Source organism: Burkholderia sp. B10 (genome assembly GCF_004368385.1).
GTDB classification, from domain to species: Bacteria; Pseudomonadota; Gammaproteobacteria; order Burkholderiales; family Burkholderiaceae; genus Burkholderia; species Burkholderia vietnamiensis.
The window spans coordinates 71,850-91,778 of the sequence record NZ_PQMX01000019.1 but is presented as its reverse complement, the minus strand read 5'-3'; the positions used below and the strand labels follow the sequence as shown (position 1 = coordinate 91,778).

The following is a 19,929-nucleotide window of genomic DNA, read 5'->3' as shown; positions in this document are numbered from 1 at the left end:
AAGTGACGAAGCTGGACCGTCCGGAGCTCACCAGCGCGAAGATCATCGTATCGGGCGGCCGCGGTCTGGGCAGCGGCGAGAACTACACGAAGGTGCTGGAGCCGCTGGCGGACAAGCTGTCGGCAGCGCTCGGCGCCTCGCGCGCGGCGGTCGACGCCGGCTACGTGCCGAACGACTATCAGGTCGGCCAGACCGGCAAGATCGTCGCGCCGCAGCTGTACATCGCGATCGGTATCTCGGGTGCGATCCAGCACTTGGCCGGCATGAAGGATTCGAAGGTGATCGTCGCGATCAACAAGGATCCGGAAGCGCCGATCTTCAGCGTGGCCGACTACGGTCTCGTCGGCGATCTGTTCACGCTCGTGCCGGAGCTCGTAAGCGCGCTGGGCTGACGACGGCATTGCGTAGCCAGTGAGCGCAAGCTCCCCGGCTCCTCTGTCGCGGTAGCGCGATGGAGGAGCCGGCCGTCGACACGCCATCCGTCGGCTGTCGACCATGCCGCAGCACCTTGCACGCCATCGCCTTCGAACGTAGTGGCAAGAAAACATTCGATACCGTGCTAGACAGCTTTTCGACCTATCCGCTGGCCACAGTCCCGATCTCGGTGGTCAACGGCTTTCTGGCCGGGGCCGAACGCGAAGTCGTCGTGCGCCTTGCCGAACGCTCCGGCATCCCGGCCCACCTATTGGAGAAGCCGGCCGCGCGCGTGACGCAGCAGCAGTTCGCGACGCTGTATCGCCTGCTGGCGACGGAGCTGGACGATGAAATGCCGGGCATTTTCAGTCGTCCCTTAAGAAGCGGGCTGTTGAAATATCTTTGCCTCAGTCTGATCGATGCACCCCGGCTCGATGTCGCGTTGAACCGTATCGGTCAGTTCTTTCGCCTGATACTCGACGATTTTCGCCTCGCGTCGTGGCGAGAGGGCGCGCTCGCCTGCGTCGAATTCATTCCTGATCCGGACGGCCGGCCGGTCAGCGCGCTGGGCAGCGAGCTGATGCTGAAGCTCGTCCATGGCGTCGCGTCATGGCTGATCGGGCAGAAGATCGCGCTGCGCGAAGTTTCATTCAGATTCCTTCGGCCGACGCAGTCGGGGGACTTGCTGTACCTGTTTCCCGGACCGGTGCGGTTCGGCAGGGACAAGACCTGCCTCTTCTTCGATGCCGGTTACCTCGATCGTCCGATTTCCCGACGAAAGCCGGATCTGGAGGAGTTCCTGCGCCGCGCGCCGGAAGACTGGATCTTCACTTCATTTGCCGAGCAGATGGCTTGTCATCGCGTTCGCCGGTTGATCGAGAATGCGTTGCCGAGCATGCCGACGATCGAGACGGTCGCGCGGGAATTGCACGTGTCGGTGCGTACGCTGGCACGACGCCTGGCGGACGACGGCACGAGTTTTCAAGCGATCAAGGACGACGTGCGGCGGGACGTTGCGATCTATCGGCTGACGCGCTCGGACGATTCGATCGAGGCCGTCTCCAATAGTGTCGGCTTCGACGATCCGACGGCGTTCTATCGCGCCTTCCGGCACTGGACGGGCAGCACGCCGGCGACATACCGCCAGCAGCCGTGGAAGGCCCGTCGGCAGGCCGGCTGATTGCCGGCGCCTCTCGTTAGCGATTCGCCGCGACGAGCGTGTCGGGGGGTTCGAACGCGGGCAAGGCGATGCCGTGCAGATGCTGAACGAAGGTGCTGACCTTCGCATCCAGATAGCGCTTCGACGTATAGAGCGCATACACCGTCAGCGCATTGACGCGATATTCCGGCAGGACCCGAACCAGCGTGCCGCGGCGAAGATCGTCGATCGCCGAATGCAGCGTCAGCGGGCCGATGCCGGCGCCCGCGAGCAGCGCGAAGCGCATGGCATCCGGCATGTTGACCTGAAACGGCGAGGCCTGAACCAGATGGGCATGCTCGCCGTCCGGGCCGTGCAGACGCCATTTTTCGGGAGCCGAGTTCGGCGCGTTCAAGGTGAGGCAGCTATGTGCCGCGAGGTCCGTGACCGTCGACGGCATGCCGCTTCTCTGCACGTAGTCCGGCGACGCGACGAGTACGCTGTAGTTGCCGCCGAGCGCCTTCGAGACATAGCTCGAAGTCGGCAAGTCGGCCGTTGCCATCAGCGAGACGTCGATGCCGTCCTCGATCAGGTTCGGGAATCGTTCCGACAGCGTCAGTTCGATTTTGACGTCGGGATTCGACACCTGGTACTGAACCATCGCGGACGTCAGGTAACGTAACCCGAGACTCGGCATCGCGTGTACCCGCAGCTTTCCGTACGGCTTTGCGAGCCGGTTCCGCGCTTCGGCTGACGCATGCTCGATGTCCGCAAGAATCGATTTCGCGCGCTTGAAGTAGCGTTCGCCGCTTTCCGTCATGCCGATGTGACGCGTCGTGCGGTTGAGCAAGCGGACCCCGAGCTGTCTTTCAAGAAATGCGACGGCGCGCGATATCTGGGCGGTCGAGCCATTCACTTGCCGGGCGGCGGCGGTAAAGCTGCCCGACTCCACGACGCGTACGAATATGCCAATTGCAGCGAAAAAATCCATCTTCATGTGACTCTGGAAGGAAAGCGCGCGAGATATCGGTGACCATGATCGGCGCAGCGATTCGTGGACGCTGACGAAGCGGGCCGCAATGCCGGATGCGGGCGAGGGCGTGGCCCGGCAGGTGGGTCGTCGGCCGACGTGGCGCGTCGCGATTGTCGGCCTCGGTCGCTAGTCGAGGGGAACTCCGGCATCGTCCGGCTTGATGAGGTCGAGCCACGCACGTGCGGCCCAGGATAGCGTCGTGCCCTTGCGCCACACGATCGCGACACGCCATTCCAGTCCGGGCGCATCCAGATCGATCAGGCGCACGCCGGCATTGCCGTGTCGGCGCGCGACCAGCCGCGGCAGACACGTCACGCCCAAACCCGCCGCGACGAGCGCAAGTGCGAAATTCGGCTGGGCGCTATGCGCGACTTCGTTGATCGTGAAACCTTGGGCAATGCACGCTTCGCGCAGCCTGCGCGTCAATGCGAATCCTTCATTCAGCGCAATGAACGGCACGCCATTCAGCTCATGCAGGTGGACACGGACGTGCGTTTCGAGCGCATGGCCGCGAGGTACCGCGAGCACCATCGGCTCGCGCCGGATGAACATCGCTTGCAGATCGGTTCGCACCGGCAGCATCGTTGCCGCGAGCTCGAGTTCGCCGTCTCGCACGGCTTGCTCCAGTTCGGCGCTGCCATGTTCGTGCAGATGAATCGACACGCCTGGATATCGCTCGCGGAATTCCGCCAAAGGAGCGGCAAACAACTCTGCGCTACCGACCGGTGGCAGTCCCAGACGGAGTTCGCCGCGATCGAGGTCGCGCAGCGCGTCGAGATCGAATTGCATCCGCTCGCGCTCTGCCAGGATGGCTCTCGCATGTTGCAGAACGACTTCGCCGGCAGACGTGAGCTTGACGGCGACGCCGCGTCTGCCGCGTTCGAGCAGCGTGACACCCAGTTCGTCTTCCAGCAGTCGAATCGCTTTGCTCAGTGCCGGTTGAGACAGCGGAAGGCGCTTGGCTGCCTTGCCGAAATTCCCTTGCCTGACGATCTCGTCGAAATAGCGAAATGCCTTCAAGTCCATTGCACTTCTTGGCGATGATTGGACCGACGGATTATCGCCCGAAGTGCAAATGCGCGTCGGATTGCAGCGGTGCGCGATGGTTACGATGTCGCCGGCAGTGAGGCGCACGCCCGGGAGTGTGCGCCTCGCTCGCTCATTCACGCCAGGGCGTCGGCGGCCTCCTTGTGCGCGTGGTGCGCGGACGGATGGGCGAGGTAATCGTGAACGACGTGGCCGAGGCCGAGGGTAAGGTCGGCCAGGATGTGCGTGCCGGAGAGAATCTCGAGCACGGGCAGGTCTTTCAGCGGTGCGAGCGCGTGCGAAAACAGCTCGAGGCCGACCGGGCCGGTCCAGGCGCCCTTGATCGTGACGTCCTGGCAGCGGTATTCGACCAGCTCGAGGATGCGCGGCGAACCGTCGACGTGCGGGATGATCTTCAGCAGATAGCCGGGCGCCTCGATGGTCGCCTTGGCGGCTTGAGCGTCGAGCTCCTGAAATTTGTAGCCCATCGTCGCGCTCGCCACCAGCACCTTGCCGTAGCGCAGTTCGCCGACGATCGTGTCGGTGTCGACTTCGAGCGACGGCTTCGCCATTTTCTTCGGGAAACCCCACAGCTCGCGGCCGGCGGCAGTCGGTGCGTGGTCGTCGAGGAACATCGCGTGCGTGTAGGTGCCGCGGCGGCCCTTGTACGTCACGGGAATGACCTGCCCCGATTCCGTGTAGTCGCCGAATCCGCCGCTGGAATCCGGCATGCGAATGAACTCGAACTTGACGAGCGGATTGTCCATGTCGATTTCGAGCGGTTCGGGAACCAGCTCCCGAAGTTTCTTCGCATCGGTACGGTACGTCACGATCAGGAATTCGCGATTGACGAATTTGTACGGGCCTTGCGGATAGGTCGGGCTGGTGAGGGGAATCGAAACTGCGCGTTGCTTGACGTCGCTGATGTTCACAATGGGTCCTTGGTCGGCAAAACTTTCGAGAGGCGAGGGTGGTGCGCCGGATCTGCGGGCGCTGAGCCCGCGTCGCTCGCACCGGAAACAGGCATCAGGTAACCCCGGCTGTGAACAGTCTAGATTTCGATTTTTCTTAAATAAATTGAATTCTTTTTATGAATTGCATGCCTGGAGGAAATTGAATTCCGCGTTGCTCAACCCGACATGCAAATTCGGTCATCGCATGGCGCTTCGGCTGCGTGCGATGCAACGAGTGATCGGGGATGGGGCGCCGCGCGATCTTTCGCCGGCATGATGCGGAACGTTGCGTCCGGTCGGGACAGGCTCGATTCAGTTGACCGTTGCGCCCATCTGCGCGGCGAGGCGCGACACGATCGGCGAGGCGCGATTGCCCGCATAGGCCAGCACGAGATTGAGCCGGCTGCTATCAAATGCGGTCAGGCGTCGCGTAGCCATCCCCTTGGGCAGCATGCGCGCGAAATGGCTCGGCACGAGGCTGCAGAGTCCGGTCGCGGCGACCAGCGAGAAAATGCTCAACATTCCGTCGGCCTCGAGAGGCGGCTTTGCGGGCGCGGTGCCGTCCTGATGGAGGAATGCGTCGATGGTTGCGCGTAGCGCGGGCGCGGCGGCCGCGGCCACCGCGATGATGCGTTCTTTGGACAGATCGGCCGGCGACAGGCGGCGTTTGTTCAGCAACGCGTGCCCGCGAGGCAGGATGGCGATCAGGTCTTCGGCCTGGACCGTCCGGCTCGTCCATTCCGGACCGATATCGCCCTGGCGGACGAATGCCGCGTCGATGCGGCCGTTTTCCAGCGCGCGAATCAGATCGAGATGCAGCTTGCTGTGAACGTCGATCGCGATGTCCTGCAACTCGGGACCGAGGGCGGCCGAGATGCGCCCCATCAGTTCGTCTTCCGTGCCGGGAATCATGCCGAGAGCGAGTTTCCGCGGATGTTGTTTGCCTTCCCGCGTGCGCTTGAGCGCCAGGTCGAACTGGGCGACGGCGAGCCGGGCTTCCCTGAGCAGGATTTCGCCGCTATCCGTCAGTTGCACGCCTTGCCAGGACCGCACGAACAACGGGCAACCAAGCTGGTCCTCCAACGCCCGAATTTGCCGCGTCAGCGACGGCTGGGCAATGCACAGTCGCTTGGCCCCTTCCGCAAAACTCCCCGCCTCGGCGATCGCCAGAAAATATCGAAAGTGTCGGATTTCCATCGCGAAAGTATAGCGCCGAGGCATAGGGTCGGTGCCACAAAGTATTGGAGCGTCGCGGTTCTGCTCGACTAGACTTTGAGGCGCGACGCAATCGACTCGTTTCGATGCAGGCTGCCGTCCGGCTCGCTGACCCACCCCGAATGCAGCATGCTGCGCGGTCCACGGTCCACGAGAGTAGGTGAGACCACGCCGGCGGTCTGCGGCGTCGCGCCAATTTCTCTATCAGTCATTGCGAGTCGCCATATGAGCAAGAATATTCGGAAGATCGGGGTAGTCGGTACCGGGGTCATCGGAGCCAGCTGGAGTGCGTTGTTTCTGGCTCAGGGGTTCGACGTCGTGGCGACCGATCCCGCGCCGGGCGCGGAAAAATCCTTGCGCGAGTACATCGCAAAGGCGTGGCCTGCGATGGAAACGCTGGGCGCCGTCGTGCCGGGCGGCTCGCAGGCGCGCCTGACGTTTACGACCGATATGAACGACCTTGCCGATGTCGACTTCGTCCAGGAAAACGGTCCGGAGCGTCTGCCGTTCAAGCACGAACTGTATCGTCAGCTCGATGCGATGCTGCGTCCGGACGTCATTATCGCGACCAGCTCGTCGGGTTTGACCATGACGGACATCCAGGAGGGTTGCGAACGGCATCCCGAGCGCTGCATCGTCGGCCACCCGTTCAACCCGCCGCATCTGATTCCGCTGGTCGAGCTCGTCGCGGGCAAGCGGACCGCTGCCGAGGCGATCGATCGCGCGGACGCGTTCTACACCGCGCTCGGCAAGAAGACGATCCGGCTCAACAAGGAAGTGCCTGGCCACGTCGCCAACCGACTGCAGGGTGTGCTGGTTCGCGAAATCATGTCGCTCGTCAGCGAAGGCGTGGTCAGCGTGGCCGATGCGGATGCGGCTTGCTCGTGGGGGCCGGGCTTGCGCTGGGGTGTCATGGGGCCGGTGATGCTGAATCATCTCGGCGGCGGCGCAGGCGGCATCGAACATTTCTACAATCAGTTTGCCGGCCCGCTCGTCACCTGGTGGACGCCGCTCGGCGACTTCGAATTCACCCAGGAAGTGCGCGAAAAGATGATCGCGGGCTTGCGTGAGGAAGTGGGTGGCCGTGACTTCCAGACGCTCGCTTCCGAGCGGGATCAGCTGCTGTTGACGCTGCTGAAGGCGCGTCTTGCTGGACAGTCGAAGCAGTAAGCCGTACGCCGCCCGGCGCCATCATTTGGCACCTGCCTGACCGAGCCGGTCGGGCAGGCGCCGGGCGGTTTCGTTGTACCGATCCCGGCGGGATCTTGGCAGTTCAGGCAGCCAGTGAACGTTTCGGCGGCTGTTTTGGATTTCAGCGGCCGATGATTGCGGTTCGCTGCCTTTCGCCACACACGCTTTCCCCACCTTTCGCGATCTCTCACCGACGTCCCGTCGCGTGCCAGCAGCGCCTGCGCCGTTGAAGCGGCCACGGCGTCGTCCAGCGGTGTCGATCGACCCCGCCCCCCGCGTCAAGCCCGACCGCACAGAACGATTCAGGAACTTTAGGGACGCCAGTGCCGCGCGGTCGCTATGCTCGTCCTATCTGAGCATGCACCGAGGACGGTAATGACGACTGATCGTGGGAACCGATCGAGAAGGATACGCAAGCACGTCGCGTCAGTATTGGCCGTCGTCGCGACAGCCTGGAGCGTCGCGGCGTTCGCCGCCGCCCCGTTTGCCGGCAAGCAGGCGCCGGGCTTCTACCGAACGATGGTGGGCCAGTTCGAAGTCACGGCGCTTTCCGACGGAACGCATGCGTTCCCGATCGACAAGGTGGTCAAGGGCGTGTCGAACGCGACCATCGACGGCGATCTGCATCGCGCATTCCTCGAGCAGCCGGTGCAGGGCTCCATCAATGCCTTCCTCGTGAACACCGGCAAGAAGCTGATCCTCATCGATGCCGGAGCCGGGAGCCTGTACGGCGATTGCTGCGGGCGGCTCGTCGACAATCTTCGCGCGTCCGGCTATCGCCCCGAGCAGGTCGACGAAGTGCTGTTGACGCATATGCACGAAGACCATATCGGCGGAATCGCGTCGAAGGGCGCGGCCGTGTTTCCCAATGCGATCGTCAAGGCGAATCGCACCGAAGCCGACTATTGGCTCGATCCGGCCAACAAGCCGGGCGCATCGCCGCTTCTCGCGCCGTTCTTCGACGCAGCGGCCGCGGTGGTCGAGCCGTACCGCGCCACGGGGCGCTTCCAGACGTTCGATGGAGCGGGCGTGATCGAACCGGGCATTCGCGCCATCTCGCTGCCCGGCCATACGCCCGGTCAAATCGCCTATCTCGTCGAAAGCGGCACGGCGCATCTGCTCGTGTGGGGCGACGTCGTGCACGTCGCCGCGATTCAGCTTCGGCATCCGCAAGCCACCGTCGCGTACGACAGCGATCCGCCGCAGGCGCGCGAATCGCGTCGCGAGATCCTGCGCGAGGTGGCCGAGCGACGCTACCTCGTCGGCGCCGCGCATGTCTCCTTTCCGGGCCTCGGGCACGTCAGAGCGGATGGCGACGGCTTCGACTGGGTGCCCGTCAACTACGACGCATCGCCGGTGCCGGATGCCGGCGCTGCACCGGGCCGCTGACGCGGCAGCGCAGCGGCGCTCCTCCATGCGCCTTTTTCGAAGGAACGACCGATGGAAACGTCGAACGATGTCGAAGTCACGCATCACACGCTCACCGCGAACGGTATCCGCCAACACTATCTCGACGCCGGCAACGGGCCGGTAGTCGTGTTGCTGCACGGCTTTCCCGAGACCAGTTTCGCGTGGCGTCATCAGATGCCGGTGCTGGCCCGCACGTATCGCGTGATCGCACCGGACCTGCGCGGCTACGGTGAAACCGACAAACCCGCATCCGGATACGACAAGCGCAACATGGCGCGCGATATCGTCGGTCTGCTGGATCGGCTCGGCATCGACAAGGTTGCGCTGGTCGGCCACGATCGAGGCGCGCGTGTGGCGACGCGCCTGGTGAAGGATCACCCGGAGCGGGTGGACCGGCTGGTCGTGATGGACAACGTGCCGACGCGCATCGTGGCGGAGAACATGCGCCCCGAAACGGCGCGGGCGTACTGGTTCTTTCTGTTCCATCTGGTCGCGGACCTGCCCGAGACGCTGATCGCGGGCAACGAGGAGCCGTGGCTTCGCCACTTCTTTTCCGACTGGTGCTACAACCCGCACACGATCGAAGGCGCGGACTTCGACACCTACGTGAAGGCGTACAAGCGGCCGGGCGCCGTGCGCGGCGCGATGTCCGACTATCGGGCGAACGCCGAGGATGTCGCGCAGGACAAGGCGGACGCCGACGTCCGCATCGCATGTCCGACGATGGCGATCTGGGGCGAGGACTTCTACGCGGTCGGCGGCATGTTCGATATGAAGGCCGTGTGGGAGTCGATGGCGACCAATCTGCGCGCCGAGCCGATCGCGCGCTGCGGCCATCTCCCGCAGGAGGAGCAACCGGAGCGCGTCAATGCGCTGTTGCTCGAGTTCCTGAGCGGTTGGACCGGCGGTTGAGTGCGCTGCACCGCCATCGTCACGCCGCGAGCCTCACCGGGCAGCTGCCCGAATCCGTGGCGGCCAGTGGCAGCCACCAACTTTCGACCACCGAGGAATCGGCATGAGCACGTTCACGACACGCGACGGCGTTTCGCTTCACTACAAGGACTGGGGCACAGGCCGTCCCGTCGTATTCATTCACGGCTGGCCATTGAATGCGGACATGTGGGACGTCCAGATGCATCATCTCGCGTCGAACGGCTTTCGCTGCATCGCGTATGACCGGCGCGGGTTCGGCCGCTCCGATCAGCCGTGGACGGGATACGACTACGACACGCTGTCCGACGACCTCGCGACGTTGATCGAGACGCTCGATCTGCGCGACGTGATGCTCGTCGGCTTTTCGATGGGCGGCGGCGAAGTGGCTCGCTACATTGGCCGCCACGGCACGGGCCGCGTCGCGAAGGCCGTGCTGGTCGGTTCGGTGACGCCGCTGGTGGCGCGACGCGACGATCACCCCGACGGCGCGGATATCGCCATATTCGACGGCATTCGTGCCGGCATCCTGGCCGACCGCGCCGCATTCTTCGAGAGCTTCTGGCCGTTGTTCACCGGTTCGAACCGGCCCGACTCGACGATCTCGCGCGCCGCGCTCGACTGGACGTCGTTCATGGCACTGCAGGGCGGGCTGAAGGGGACGCTCGATTGCGTCGCGGCCTTTTCCGAGACCGACTTCAGGCCCGACCTCGACAAGTTCGACGTTCCGACGCTCGTGATTCACGGCGACGACGACCAGACTGCACCGCTGAGCCTGACCGGCGCGGTCACGGCGCAGCGCGTGCGTCACGCGACGCTGAGCGTGTACGAACGCGGGCCGCACGCGCTGTATCTGACGCATGCGCAGCGCTTGAACGACGAACTGCTTGCCTACGCGCGCGCTTGATGCCGCGGCCGGCCACATTGCGTTGACTTGAATCGCGCACGGTGTACCGCTCCGGGCGCCGTGCCCAATCGTTCCCATTCACCGGTTTCCCGTCCCGCTGTGGGCGTGCGGAAACCGGCTTGTCTCATGGCGCAGTTCGATGGGCGCCCCGACGGGCGCCGTGCGCCGTCACATTCATTCCGAGTACATCGCGTGCGCCGGCGTGCGGCTTGCCTTCCACAGATGCGACCGGCAAACCGCTCGATAACGCACACTTCCCGCATTAACTTCGGACCATGAAACGATATTTATTTCCGAGGCAAACGCATCGCGATGCATTTTCATTAATGAATTGACGTAAATCAATACTTCACATTCCGTTTTTGATGCCTCGGCGAATCAGATTGGCCAATCTTCATTCGAATGAGAAGGCATTAGCCGTACGAACTGTCAAATTACTTCATGTAGTGGGGCGGCGCGTCCCCATTGGCCGGGCTGCGTGATACCTTTTTGCTCAACGTCGCCGCGACATAAAGCGTTGAATAAACCGTTAAGCCCGGCACGCTGAAACACCGAAAGGTGCGGTTGCCGTGGGGCAGGAATCCAACGTACGAGGCGTGCCGTGACACATCGGGAAAACAATGTCGTCGAGTTGCCGGATGCACTCGTCGCCAATCATTTCTTGGCCTCGCTCGACGGAAATAGCCGTTCGAAACTGGCGCCGCATCTGCGGCTGACGACGCTGCGGACCGGCGAGCTTTTATGTGATGCCGGCGAGAACCTGAACGCCGTCTATTTTCCGGTGACGGCCGGTGTGTCGCTGCAATTCACGGGGTCGGGCAGGGGCACGCTCGGCGTGACGGAAATCGGCCGAGAAGGCGTCGTCTGCGACGACATCGTCGGCAGTGCGATGCAGCGCCGGGTCGTCGTCTATGGCGGCGGCTTCGCGTATCGGCTGGGTACGCACCGTTTCGCCGACGCGTGCGCCGCCTCGGCCGCGATCCGCCGGCAGGTGTTCGTGCGGATGAGTCTGGTGCTGTCCCAGGCGTCGCAGGTGATGTTCTGCAGCCGCCATCACACGATCCGGCATCAACTGATGCGCTGGCTGCTGATCGGCTACGAGCGCTCGCGCAGCATCGAAATCCCGGTCACGCACGGCATGCTTGGTCAGATGCTCGGCGTGCGCCGCGAGACCGTCACCGAAACCACGCGACAGATCCACGCGCTCGACCTGATTCATCAGCGTCGCGGCGTCATCGTGCTGACGGATCTCGCGCGCCTCGAACGAGCGAGTTGCGGCTGTCATCGGGCGATCCGCGACGAAACGCGGCGCCTCCTCGCACTCGACGCCGGTGCGTTACCGGCGCTCGGCGCGCGAATGGTCTAGCCGTCGGCTGCAGGTGATGCTGCGCAGCCGATACCTGTGCGTCGCGCAGCAGCGGCATGAACGGCGGTGCGCAGTACACGGGGAAGCATGGATGCGTGAACGCGGGATTTCCGGCGACGCGCCGGGCAGGTTGGATCGAGAAGAACCAGAAAGCGGTCGTGAAGGTATGGAAAACAGTACGAAGTTTCAGAGTCAGCGCAGCTCGTTTCACGTGTGGCCGTGGAGCCCGGTGCTCGGCATCCTGCCGGTCGTCGTCGTGGTCGTGACGCTGGCCGGGTTCGTGGCCGTCAGCCTGGTCGTGATCATGTCGCTGCGCGTGTACGTCGGCGGCGAAAGCAGCTGGTCGAAGGCGCAGAAGGACGAGGTCATCCTGTTGAGCCGCTACGCCGACACCGGCGACGAAAAGCTGTTCGACGATTACCGGCTCGCGGACGCGACGCTTGTGTCGTTCAGCGTTGCGCACCGCGCGATGATCGGCGTGCCGGCCGACTACGACGTGGCCCGCTACGCGATGATCGCGGCCGGCATCAACCCGGTCGATGCGACCGCGGTCGTGTGGTTCTATCCGGTCCTGAACTCCTTCGCGCACGTGAACACCGCGCTGCAGTACTGGGCCGAGGCGGACCGGCATCTGCTCGACCTGCGCCGGCTCGCCGGTGCGCTGCGCGAGTCGGTCCACGCGGGCGACGTCGCGCGCACGAGCCGCCTGAACCGCGACCTCTGGGACATCAACTCGCGCATCGAGCCGTTGCCGAAACGCTTCTCCGACGAACTCAGCGCCGAATTCCGTTCAGCGGTGATCCAGTTGCTCCTGTCGTACGTGGTGGCGTCGCTGTTGATCATCCTGCTGTCGGTGCGCTGGGCGAGCCGCGCGCAACGCCAGCAGTCGTCGATGCAGACCGAGCTCGACCGCAGCCTCGCATTTGCCGACGCCGCGCTTCGTTCGGTCGTCGATGCGATCGTCACGATCGGTCTCACGCGCAGCATCGAGACCGTGAACCCGGCCGCCGAGCAACTGCTCGGCAGGACGGCGCAGCGGTGCGTCGGCGAGCCGATCAACGATGTGCTCGACCTGATCGACACGTCGACCGGCATGTCGATCAAGCTGCTCGCAACGCTTTGCAACGGCGGCGACCACACGTTCACGCGCGATCTCAACCTGATCCGCGTATGCGGTGCGGCGGTGCCCGTGCGCGCGTCGCTGTCGCGGATGACCAACGCCGTCGGCCGTTGCGTCGGCCACGTGCTGACCCTGCGCGACATGACGCGCGAGCACCAGCTGATCGAGCGGCTCACGTGGCAGGCGTCGCACGACGCGCTGACCGGCCTGATCAACCGCACCGGGTTCGAGCGGCGCCTCGGCGAGATGCTGGCCGACGGCGCGGGCGGCGCGCTGATGGTGCTCGACCTCGACGGCTTCAAGGAAGTGAACGACGTATGCGGCCACGCGGCCGGCGATGTGCTGCTGCGCGACGCGACGGCGGTATTCAGCGGCTGTCTCGACGAAGGCGACGTGTTTGGCCGCCTCGGCGGCGACGAGTTCGGCATCCTGCTGCCGGCCTGCCGCAACGTCGCGCCCGACGACGGCAAGGCCGAGCGCATGCGCGCGCAGCTCGAGGCCTTCACGTTCACGTGGGACGGCGAGCCGTTCAAGATCAGCGTCAGCATCGGGCTGCTGGATCTCGCGTGCCGTCCCGCGAGCATCGAGAAGGCGATGCAGATGGCCGACCTCGCGTGCTATGTCGCGAAGGACGGCGGCCGAAATCGCGTGCACGTCGCGCATCCGCGCGACCTGCATGCCGGCCGCCCGGCGTATCACACGCAATGGAGCCGCCGCGTGAAGACGGCGCTCGAAACGAATGCGTTCCAGTTGCACGCGCAACCGATCGTGCCGATCCAGTCTGGCGACGGCGCGCCGCAGCGCGTGGAGATCCTGCTGCGCGTGCCGGACGCCGACGGCAAGCTGATCGCACCGGTGTTCCTGCCGGCCGCCGAGCGCTACGGCCACATGACGATGATCGACCGCTGGGTGGTCAGCAACGTGATCCGGCGTCTCGCGCGGCTCGAACGGCGTGAGTACGTCGAATACAACGTGAACCTGTCGGCGCGCTCGATCACCGACGAGCGCTTCGTCGAGTTCGTGATGGCCGAGCTGTCGGCGTCGGGGCTCGAGCCGTCGCTGCTGTGCTTCGAGATCACCGAGACGAGCGCGGTCCGCAACCTGGAAGTCGCATCGCGCTTCATGTGTGAGCTGCGCGATCTCGGCTGCCGGTTCGCGCTCGACGATTTCGGCGCCGGCATGTCGTCGTTCTCGTATCTGCACCAGTTGCCGATCGACTACCTGAAGATCGACGGCGGGCTGGTCGCGACCATGACGTCCGACCACGTCAAGCGTGGCATCGCGTGCGCGATCAACGACATCGCGCACGTGATGCAGTACCGGACCGTCGCCGAGCACGTCGAGGACCCGGAGACGGCCGAGATGCTGCGCACGCTGGGCGTCGACTACTGCCAGGGCTATTACTTCGGCCGCCCCGTGCCCTGGCAGGAAGGGGGATTCCATTGAACCACGGAGGACAACAGATGAATGCTCCATTCGAGCTGAGCGGCGACATCATGGACCTGGCCAGCTATCCAGCGTGGCTGCGCGACGTGGTAGGCGCGACCGACGAGCTGAAGGCCCGCATCCGCGCGCATCCCGTGTTCGCGGCGATGATCGACGGGACGCTGACGGCGGCGCAACTGCGCACGTTCTTCGTGACCGGCTGGGCGGTGGTCAGCCAGTTTCCCGAGTACATGGCGATGAATCTCGTGAAGACCGCCGCGTACCGGTCGCGCGGCGACGAGAAGGCGCGGCGCTATCTGATCCGCAATATCCGCGTCGAGCAGAATCACGTCGATCACTGGGCCAACTGGGCCGCCGAGTCCGGCGTGACGCGCGACATGCTGCTCGGCGCCGACGCGCCGCTCGCCGGCTTCGCGCTGAGCCACTGGTGCTGGAAGAGCGGCAGCGCGGACGCGCTGGCGCCGAGCATCGCCGCGACGAACTACGCGATCGAAGGCGTCACGGGCGAGTGGAGCGCGCTGCTGTGCGCGTCGCCGTACGAGGAGAAGTTCGATGCGTCGGTGCGGCATCGCGCGATGCGCTGGCTGAAGCTGCATGCCGAGTACGACGACCGCCATCCGTGGGAGGCGCTCGATATCGTCGCGACGCTGCTCGGCCGCGCGCCGGACGCGCGCGACGTGCGCGAGGTCGAGACGTCGATCCGCAAGAGCTTCGAATACTTCCTGATGAGCCTCGATTGCTGTCTGCATGTTTAGGCGGTCGCGCCGTGCCGAAGCCGGTACGCGCGTCGTCGTCGGCACGTCGGCGTGATGGCGACGACGCGCACGCCGCTGTCCTGCTGGACGATTTCCGATGCTGACAAAAGTACTCGTCGCAGAGCCGGACCCGCGCATGCGCGGCATGATTCGTGCGTTGCTGCGCGGCTGTGACATCGCCATGTCGGTGCTCGACGACGTATCGATGCTGCGCGCGCGCGTCGCCGCGGTGGCGCCCGCGTTGATCGTGCTGCGCTTCGAGCCGCCGGGCACGGCAGTCTGCGCGGCGCTCGACGCGCTGCGGTGCGCGGGTTGCGACCTGCCGGTGATCGTGCTCGGCAGCAGCGCGCAGTTGGCGGACAAGCTCGTCGCGTTCGAGGCCGGCGCCGACGACTATCTCGTCTTGCCGTTCGAGCCGATGGAGTTCGCGGTGCGCGTGCGCTGCGCCATCCGCAGGCATGCGGCGCGCGCGCCGCGCCACGTCGATCGCTATGCGTTCGGCGACATCGACGTGGATTTCGTGACGCGCCGCGCGACGCGCGCGGGCGAAGATCTCGGGCTGCGCGCGAGCGAATTCGCATTGCTCGAAGTGTTCATCGCGCAGCCGATGCGTGTGCTGTCGCGCGCGGAGATCCTCGCGCGGCTCGGGCCGGCCGTCGCCGGGCGCGCGGAGCGCGGGCTCGGCGTGTTGGTTTTCAGGCTGCGCAACGTGGTCGAGGGCGCGCTCGGCGACTATCGCTATATCCGCACCGTACGCGGCCGCGGCTACATCTTCGTGCCGCTCGGCGTGCTGCCGGACGACGACCTGCAGACGCCGCCGCCAGCGCGCATTTAGGTCGTCGCCGTTGGCGACGGAGCCGACGAAGCCGACGCGGTCGGCATCGGTCGTGCCGTCATTGCGCGGGGGCGTCGGCAGGCGTGCGGTAGCACGTCGGCACGCCCTTCGCGCCGGACAGTTGATAGACGAGCTTGTGCGCATTCGTCGCCGCGCGCCCCGCGGGCGAACTCAGCACCACGTAGCGGCTGAACTGCCCCTGGCCCGTCGCTTCCTTCGTGATGATGAGCGGCGCGAGCACGGGATCGGCGCTGGCCGATTCCGGGTCGATCACGCGGCGCACGTGCGACAGGCTCGTCACGTACCAGTCGGCGTTCAGCTTCGGCGTCTTGAGAATGAACGGACGGTACGCCGGCCCCGCATAGTGGCTGTCGATGATCATCCACGGGTCCATGTCGGTCGTACCGATCTCGGACGGCTGCACCTTGGTCGTTCCGCCGTCCGCACGCGAGAAGAAGCCGCCGAAATCGCCGCCCAGACGCGAGCCGCTCGCGCCGGCCACCGCCGGATCGTAGCGTTGGCCTTCGGGGCCGTTGCGCAGGTCGCTGAAGCGCTTGCCCGTCCACGTGACCACGTGCGACACGACGAAGCCCGACATCATGCTCTGCGGCGCCGCTTGCGGATGCGCGGTTTCGGTGATGTACAGCAGATCGCCGGGGCGCAGATGATCGACGAATTGCGCGACGTTGTCCTGATTGATGTCGAGCAGCACGCCGGCCTGGTCGGTCACGGCCGCGAGCGGGTCCGAACCGATCGAGCATGCCTGCGTGCCGATGCCCGTCTGCAGGTTGCCGCTTGCGTGCGTGATGCCGGCAAAATCGTAGGCCCACGACGTGAAGTCCGAACAGTCGACGCCTTGCCACTTGATGTCGGCGTTGGCGAGCGTCGCGGTGGTCTGCGCGCCGTTGCTGCGTCGATGCGGCGCGCAGGTCATGGACTTCGACGACGTATCCGAGTTGAAGAACGACGGGCGCGAAGCCGGCGGCAGCCAGCCCGGAATATGGTGATGGCAGTAGTTCAATTCCTGGTCGACCCAGTAGTTCTCGGTTGCCAGCAACAGCTCGCGCTGGAACGTCGCGACGTCGCCGGCGCACGACGCCGTCGTGATCGCGCCGTAGACGGCCGCGCGCGGGCCCCACGAGCCGCCGTCGGCGAAGCTCGACCAGTTGTCGACGGTCACGTCGTGTCCGAGCCGCGCCTGCACGTCGTTCTTGCGGCTCGTGAAGAGCGGCAACTGCTCGTTGTAGAGCGCGACGCGATCGCGGCATGCGCCGTCGCTGACCGTGATCGTCGCCGGCTTGCCGGGGACGACGGGCTTGAGCATCGCCACTGACGCGATGCCCGAACGATTGCGCGGGTTCACTGCGTAGCTGGCCGCGCCGGTCGTCACCGCGCAATTTCCGCCGGGCGGCGCAGCGAGCGTCCCGTCGGCCGCGGGATTGCCGGCGCCGGTATTGCACTCGGTCAGCGTGTCGCCGTTGGCCGATTGCGCGGCGATGTTCTGCGTGCTGTCCTGAACCGATGCGCCGGTGTCGGTGCGGCTCTGCGATTCGGCGCCGAGCGCCAGCGCCATTTTTGCGCCGTCGGACAGATCGGCGGCAGCGAGCGCCGTACCGGGCGCGACGAACGCCGGTGAGGTCTGCTGCACGTCGAACCCGCCGGCGAACGCGTTGACCTGCACCATCGCCGCCGCGAGGTTCGCGCTGGTCAAGCCGCCTGCGGCGCGTGCCGCCTGAACGATCGCGTTCGAATAGACCGACACGATCATGCGCGCCGGCGCAGCCGTGAAGACGGCTTCGATGTCGCCTTGCAGCGCCGTGCGCGTACCGGTCGCTTCCTCGTCATACACGCCGCCCGTGGCGCGCACGAGCACCGGATAGTGCACGGCGCCGCCGAGCACGAACGTGCCGTCGTCGCGGGTCACCGCATGGGCGATCGGCTGGTCCGACGCGGAGCCGTCGGCCGCGACCGCATAGACGCTGACCGACGCGTTGCGCAGCGGCCCCATATAAACGGCGCCGGTGGTCGATGACGATGCACCGCCTCCGCATGCAGAAAGGGAAAGTAGGAGTGCGGCGCCGAGCGCGGCATTGCGAAGATTGGGGTTCACGATCACCTGCCGTCAGGATGTGCGGGTATTTCCGGGTGCGACGTCGCGTCGAATGCACGAAGGTCGCGGAAGCGATGCACGGAATCGGCAGAGTAGGGACGATCGGCGCCGGTTGATATGAGGATAAGCATGGCATGTCGCGGCCATTTCATCGAATCGACGGCCTGCAAATCCGCATTTCGCGCTCGGAGGCCCGCTGGAAAAGGCGCATCGGATCGTTGAAATTAGGGAATGCTGCGCAGGCTGCGTACGATGTGCGACGTTCGTTCGCGGCGTTGGGGCAGGGTGTCTGCGCTTGATAAAGTCGGAACGTTGAATTGATCCGGACGCCATGTCGAAACGATGGCGCTGCGCGCTTGCCGAGCATCGGAACGCGCCCCGATTGCGCCACGTCCGCATGCCGCGCTGCCGTCGTGCCGGTCTGGCCGCCGACGAAAAAAAGCCCGCTTGGGAAGCGGGCTTCGTGCCATCAGCAATTGCCTTTCTTCGCCTGGCCGGGCGGACAGAATCCGTTGCCCGGTCCGCCCTGCGGCGCGACGACGACCGGCGCGCCCGGCACGTAGGCGACACATCCGCTGAGTGCGCCCACCACGCTCGCTGCCGCGAGCAGCGCAATAACCCCTTTCTTCACATCGTTCTCCCGTTATCGAGGAAAGGGCCGTGCGGCCCTTTCGTGGTTGCTGCCGAGCGTCAGAACGTGAAATTGACGTTCGACTGGCTGGTGGTTGCGTTGACGTTCGTCGCTTGCGTCGCGCCCGACGCTGCGTCCGCCTCGATCGTGTATTGACCGGTGGCGCCCGGCGACGCGGCGAGCGCGACCGGCAACGTGCCCGAGTAGGTGCCGACGATCGGTGCGGCCGCGGGCAGGTTCAGCGCATACGCGCCGGTGTCCATGTTCGCGTTGATCGACGCGATCTCGTACGGGTTCGCGTCGATGGTCTGCAATGCGCGCACCAGCGCGTCGGCGCTCGGCGTCACCGTGCCGCTGACCGTACTCATCGTCGATGCCGGCAGCGCGATCGGCGCGCTCTGCGCCGCTACGGAAGTGGTGGTGTTCACCACGACCGGCACCGAGCGCACGATGCCCGACGCGAAGCTGTTCTGCACGATCACGACGTCGTAGTTGCCCTGCGTCGAGCTCTGGATCAGCGGCGACAGCACGAACTTGCCGGTGCTGTCGGCCACCGTGCCGCGCACGACCTTGCCGCCTTGCTCCGCATAGACGGTCGCGCCGGCTTCCGCCGCGGCGACGTAGCCCGCGATCGCGCCGCTCACCACGGTCGGCGTGGCGGTGACGACAGGCTTCAGCGCATAGGTACCGTTGCCGCGCTGGACGATCGACTTGCACGCGTTGAAGTCGAGCACGAGGTCGACGAGCGTGTTCGGCTGCACCGTAAACGGCTGGATGATCTTGTAGCCGCTTTGCGTCGCGCTCGGCGTGGCGAGCGCCTGCTCGGTGCCGCCGGTCGGGACGACCGAATTCGCGAGACTGTTGCCCTGGTTTTGCGCGAGCACGAGCCGCACTTGCTGATATTGGCCGGCGGGCAGCGCGGTCTGGCCGAGATCGGCGAGGACGCCGTTGGTCAGCGACAGCAGGTCGATTTTCTGCGGCGTCGTCAGCGCGACGGTGGACCACCCTGCATCGTTATCGGCAGCATTCGCATTCGCATTGACGCGGACCTGCGACACCGTCACATAGACATGATCGAAGCCGCATGACGGCGCATCGGTCATCGCGACGTGCAGCGTGCCGGTTTGCGTGCTGCCGCCGTCGCCGCCGCCGCACGCAGCCAGCGCGAACGGCACCATCGCCGCGCACAACGCGGCCTTCCAGAATCGATTATTCATTGTTTTGTCCCCTTCCATCATGATTGTGGATGGACCGAAGCATAGCCGCGCGCGGCGCCCACAGTGTGGACAGGTTTGCAACGAACGGTAAATTCTGCGTCCACGCGTAAAGGGGCTGGCTTGGCGGCGCATGTTCCGCCTCAGCGTCGCCGCAGTGCGGCGCGCCGCGAACGAACGAGCGCGCCCGGCCGAACGTGATAGCAGCGGACGGCGCTGCTTAGATCGGCCGCGC

At 65.3% G+C, this 19,929-nt stretch carries 17 protein-coding genes; 10 read left to right on the top strand and 7 right to left on the bottom strand.

What is annotated here, in order from left to right:
- Together C3Y15_RS12630 and C3Y15_RS12625 are read left to right on the top strand one after the other, a co-directional pair.
- Positions 1-392, top strand: a 392-nt coding sequence (locus tag C3Y15_RS12630; protein WP_208328098.1) for an FAD-binding protein, incomplete at its 5' end; no start/stop codon positions are given.
- 59 nt (positions 393-451) lie between these two features.
- Positions 452-1,594, top strand: a complete 1,143-nt coding sequence (locus C3Y15_RS12625; RefSeq protein ID WP_014725164.1) for an AraC family transcriptional regulator — start codon at positions 452-454, stop codon at positions 1,592-1,594.
- A 16-nt stretch (positions 1,595-1,610) separates the two neighbouring features.
- Here the strand turns inward: C3Y15_RS12625 and C3Y15_RS12620 are convergent, their stop codons facing one another.
- From C3Y15_RS12620 to C3Y15_RS12605, 4 genes are all read right to left on the bottom strand, one after another.
- Positions 1,611-2,549: a LysR family transcriptional regulator gene (locus C3Y15_RS12620; protein WP_059475252.1), complete on the bottom strand. Its 939-nt coding sequence runs from the start codon at positions 2,547-2,549 to the stop codon at positions 1,611-1,613.
- 162 nt (positions 2,550-2,711) lie between these two features.
- On the bottom strand, positions 2,712-3,611 hold the full coding sequence (locus C3Y15_RS12615; protein WP_014725162.1) for a LysR family transcriptional regulator: 900 nt from the start codon (positions 3,609-3,611) through the stop codon (positions 2,712-2,714).
- A gap of 137 nt (positions 3,612-3,748) precedes the next feature.
- On the bottom strand, positions 3,749-4,543 hold the full coding sequence (locus tag C3Y15_RS12610; protein ID WP_011881878.1) for an acetoacetate decarboxylase: 795 nt from the start codon (positions 4,541-4,543) through the stop codon (positions 3,749-3,751).
- Positions 4,544-4,876: 333 nt separating this feature from the next.
- Entirely contained in the window at positions 4,877-5,761 is an 885-nt protein-coding gene (locus C3Y15_RS12605) for a LysR substrate-binding domain-containing protein (RefSeq protein WP_011881879.1), read from the bottom strand.
- Positions 5,762-6,004: 243 nt separating this feature from the next.
- Between C3Y15_RS12605 and C3Y15_RS12600 the strand changes: the two genes are divergently transcribed.
- From C3Y15_RS12600 to C3Y15_RS12565, 8 genes are all read left to right on the top strand, one after another.
- The gene (locus C3Y15_RS12600; protein WP_011881880.1) at positions 6,005-6,949 is read left to right on the top strand and encodes a 3-hydroxyacyl-CoA dehydrogenase NAD-binding domain-containing protein; all 945 of its coding nucleotides are present in this window, start codon (positions 6,005-6,007) and stop codon (positions 6,947-6,949) included.
- 396 nt (positions 6,950-7,345) lie between these two features.
- Positions 7,346-8,359: an MBL fold metallo-hydrolase gene (locus tag C3Y15_RS12595; protein WP_011881881.1), complete on the top strand. Its 1,014-nt coding sequence runs from the start codon at positions 7,346-7,348 to the stop codon at positions 8,357-8,359.
- Between the two features lie 51 nt (positions 8,360-8,410).
- Positions 8,411-9,292 carry an alpha/beta hydrolase gene (locus C3Y15_RS12590; protein WP_060122267.1) on the top strand — a complete coding sequence of 294 codons (882 nt, stop codon included), beginning with the start codon at positions 8,411-8,413 and terminating at the stop codon, positions 9,290-9,292.
- A gap of 103 nt (positions 9,293-9,395) precedes the next feature.
- Complete coding sequence (locus tag C3Y15_RS12585; RefSeq protein ID WP_059694882.1) at positions 9,396-10,217, top strand: alpha/beta hydrolase; 822 nt, start codon at positions 9,396-9,398, stop codon at positions 10,215-10,217.
- A 601-nt stretch (positions 10,218-10,818) separates the two neighbouring features.
- On the top strand, positions 10,819-11,583 hold the full coding sequence (locus C3Y15_RS12580; protein WP_069240069.1) for a helix-turn-helix domain-containing protein: 765 nt from the start codon (positions 10,819-10,821) through the stop codon (positions 11,581-11,583).
- A gap of 166 nt (positions 11,584-11,749) precedes the next feature.
- On the top strand, positions 11,750-14,149 hold the full coding sequence (locus tag C3Y15_RS12575; protein WP_041494176.1) for an EAL domain-containing protein: 2,400 nt from the start codon (positions 11,750-11,752) through the stop codon (positions 14,147-14,149).
- Between the two features lie 17 nt (positions 14,150-14,166).
- Positions 14,167-14,904, top strand: a complete 738-nt coding sequence (locus C3Y15_RS12570; protein ID WP_059475245.1) for an iron-containing redox enzyme family protein — start codon at positions 14,167-14,169, stop codon at positions 14,902-14,904.
- 97 nt (positions 14,905-15,001) lie between these two features.
- Entirely contained in the window at positions 15,002-15,739 is a 738-nt protein-coding gene (locus C3Y15_RS12565) for a response regulator transcription factor (RefSeq protein ID WP_059475244.1), read from the top strand.
- A gap of 58 nt (positions 15,740-15,797) precedes the next feature.
- Here the strand turns inward: C3Y15_RS12565 and C3Y15_RS12560 are convergent, their stop codons facing one another.
- From C3Y15_RS12560 to C3Y15_RS12550, 3 genes are all read right to left on the bottom strand, one after another.
- Complete coding sequence (locus C3Y15_RS12560) at positions 15,798-17,747, bottom strand: hypothetical protein (protein WP_124259934.1); 1,950 nt, start codon at positions 17,745-17,747, stop codon at positions 15,798-15,800.
- Positions 17,748-18,318: 571 nt separating this feature from the next.
- Positions 18,319-18,480, bottom strand: a complete 162-nt coding sequence (locus C3Y15_RS12555) for a hypothetical protein (protein WP_011881889.1) — start codon at positions 18,478-18,480, stop codon at positions 18,319-18,321.
- A gap of 59 nt (positions 18,481-18,539) precedes the next feature.
- Positions 18,540-19,697 (bottom strand): DUF4382 domain-containing protein, encoded by a 1,158-nt coding sequence (locus C3Y15_RS12550; RefSeq protein WP_069246528.1) that lies wholly within the window; start codon positions 19,695-19,697, stop codon positions 18,540-18,542.
- Positions 19,698-19,929 lie beyond the last annotated feature (232 nt).